The organism is Pseudomonas sp. L13 (assembly GCF_009935965.1).
Lineage (GTDB): Bacteria > Pseudomonadota > Gammaproteobacteria > Pseudomonadales > Pseudomonadaceae > Aquipseudomonas > Aquipseudomonas lactis.
On the sequence record NZ_QODJ01000180.1, the window covers coordinates 1 to 504 of the forward strand.

Here is a 504-nt window from a genome sequence, read left to right on the forward strand (position 1 = left end):
GGGTGACGGTGCCATGGCGGATATAATCGTGCGATTGCGTGCGGATATGACCGATCCCCAAAGGCAGTCCAGGCTGGGTGCGCTCCAGGGCCTGAACCTGGCTTTTTTCATCACAACAGAGCACCAATGCCTTATCCGGCGGATCCAGATACAGTCCAATGACGTCCCAGAATTTCTCTTCGAAGTTTGGATCGTTGGACAGTTTGAAGGTGCGTGTCAGGTGCGGCTTTATGTCGTTGGCGGCCCATATACGCTGGACGCTGGACGGTGAGATGCCGGCGACTCGCGCCATGCTTCGACAGCTCCAGCGAGGCTGGCCAATACGTGGTTGAACCACTTGCTCAAGCAATCGGGTCAGAGCCTCTGTTGGCAAGGAGGACTTACGTCCTCGCCCTGGCTTGTCAATCAAACCATCTAGTCGCTGTTCTTGAAAACGCTGACACCAAAGAGTGACCGAGCGCAGAGAAAACCCAACCAGGCGGGCTATTTCAACCCGCGTACAAC

General features: G+C 55.8%; 1 protein-coding gene. It reads right to left on the reverse strand.

All coding sequences use genetic code 11. The features are described 5' to 3' along the window. Nucleotides 1-504: IS630 family transposase (locus DK871_RS28570; protein WP_161907494.1), on the reverse strand; the 504-nt coding region annotated here is incomplete at both ends.